Raw genomic sequence first — 2,386 nt, 5'->3', positions numbered from 1 at the left:
CGGCAGTTCGCGCTCCAGCGCGTCGCGCAGCGGGCTGATGCGGGCAGCGCGCTCGGGGCCTAAAAACTGGTCGCGATGGCGGTCGCCCCAGAAAAAAGTGTGGGCGACAAAAAAGCTCGGCGTCATCCCCAGTGCCTTCATGCGATCGAGCTGATCTGGGCGTGCGGTTTGCGCGTGCACCACCACCGCCCGCGGGTCACTCGCCGGGCAGCGCTGCTGAGCCCGCTCAAAGGCATCCAGCACCATATCGATCGCGGCATCGCCATTGCCGTGAATGGCCAACTGGAAGCCACGACAGTGAAATGCGGCCACTTCCTCATCCAGCGCTTGCTGTTGATAGCGCGCAAAGCCAGCAAAGTCGGGGTCGGCGTGGCGGTGATAAGGCAGGCTCAAAAACCCGGTGTAACCCTGCAGCGAACCGTCGGCAATCAACTTGATCGCCGAGGCCGAGAAGCTCGGGCCATTAAATTTTTCCAGGTCCAATTCACCGGACAATATGGCCTCGCCAACTTGAAGAGCCAACGGCCATGCAATCAGCCGCTGGGGAATGCGCCCCAGCCACGACAGCCCGTATAGGCCATTAAGCATACGGGCATCAACTGCCCCACTCTGTACAGTAGTCACCCCGGCTTGCAAATATTGCTGGGCAGCTACGTCGGCTATTGCCACAAAATCCAACGGTGAAAAATCCAGCGCCAATAACGCAACGTGGTCATTGGCTTTCTCTAATAACAAGCCAGTGATACGCCCGCTCGCGTCGCGCACGATCTCCCCCCCTTCTGGATCGGGACTGGATTCATCAATACCGCCCGCCGCCAAGCCGGCACTGTTGCTCACCCCCATATGACCCGAGCTGTGCAGCAGGTAAATTGGCCGAGTCGCCGACACCGCATCCAGGTCGTCGCGACTGGGGTGGCGCCCCTCCGCTAACAGCGAATCGTCATAGCCAAAGGCAAACAGCCACTGGCCCTTTTTGAGCTGACGCTCGGCGGCGCGCAACCGCGCTTGAATATCGGCGATACTGCGGACCTCGCCAATCGGCGGACTACTTAGATCGACGCCGCGGGCCGATAAGCCGGTGCCGGGAAAGTGGCCGTGGGCATCGATAAACCCGGGCAACAGTGTCCGGCCACCCAGATCGATGACCACCGCATCGTCATCGGCCAGCTCAGCGATCTCCGCCCGAGAGCCCAGTGCCTCAATGCGCTCACCGCGCACCACCATTGCCTCAAAAATGCGATTGTCGGCGTCCATGCTGAGAATCTGGCCATTCACAAATAACTGCTGCTTGGGCAATGCAGGCTGGGCACCGCGTACATATAACCAAGCCGTAGTCACCAGTATTAGCAGTACTACCACCATCAGACCCAGGCACTTTATTATCAATCGCATTAACGGCCTCCTGTGTAAAAAACCAAAACGTAACTAAAAACCAACCGATTAAAAACGCAGTACCCCCTCTAGCGCGACACTGCGCGGTGGATCGGTAGCAGCAAAATGGGCGCCAACAAACAGTGGCACATCGGTACCGAAAGGCCGAGTCATTTCATTGGTCAGGTTCTTGCCAACAAGCGCCAGCTCCCAGCCCTGATGAAAATGCAGCAAGGACAGGCGACTGTTGACCTTGTAATAGGCCTGCTGCAAGTCCGCCTCATCCCGGTCTTGGCTGTAGAAGAATTCATCGCTATAGTTCACATCCACTTGTAGGCGCAGTTCCAGCGTGTCGCCAATAGGCTGAACATACTGACTGGTCAGACTGCCGCTGTATTTCGGCGCATAATCAGTGCCCTGATCGGTAAGGTCCTGACGGCAGTCGGATTCACCCGCTTCCGACGCCGCACGGGTTTGTTCGGCCGTACAGGGACCGTCGGGAAACGAAGTGAAGTAGGAGTCCAGCCAGGCGACGGAAGCGCCTACGATCAGGCGCTCGCTCAGCGCCCAGCGCATATCGGCTTCAAAGCCCTGGGTAATCGACTCGGCGGCATTGCCCACCACATAACCGGTGAGCGTAAACGTGCTGACCTGACGTTCCATAAACTGGGTGTAGAACAGCGCGGCGTTAAAGGTCATCGAGCCTTCTAACAGGGTGGTTTTCAGGCCCAGCTCGTAGGTGTCAGCCTCCTCGTCTTCATAGCCGAAGGCGTCCTGACTGGCGGTGGTGTCGTTGGCGTTGAAGCCGCCGTCTTTAAAGCCCTTGGCGTAACGAAAGTAGCTCATCACATCTTCATTGGCATACCACTGCAGATTAAAGGCCGGCGACACATTGTCGACCTTTCTGGCGTTGCGAATATCGTGATTTTCCGAGTTGTTTAGCGCCCCGGCGAGAATGGCGTAGCTGGGGTTGGGCGTGCGCTGCTTGCTGCGAAACTCGGCGATATCCAGATAT

Annotated in this window: 2 protein-coding genes; both read right to left on the bottom strand. The window is 57.9% G+C overall.

Annotated elements, in window-relative coordinates; all coding sequences use genetic code 11:
• A partial coding sequence (locus tag ABYM29_RS15505) for an amidohydrolase (RefSeq protein ID WP_372865697.1) occupies nucleotides 1-1,392 on the bottom strand: 1,392 nt, incomplete at its 3' end.
• A 48-nt stretch (nucleotides 1,393-1,440) separates the two neighbouring features.
• Nucleotides 1,441-2,386: TonB-dependent receptor domain-containing protein (locus tag ABYM29_RS15500; RefSeq protein WP_372865696.1), on the bottom strand; the 946-nt coding region annotated here is incomplete at its 5' end.

Source organism: Spongiibacter sp. (assembly GCF_041602295.1).
GTDB lineage: Bacteria > Pseudomonadota > Gammaproteobacteria > Pseudomonadales > Spongiibacteraceae > Spongiibacter.
Note: the sequence above shows the minus strand (reverse complement) of the source record. Positions and strands in the feature narration are given on the sequence as shown.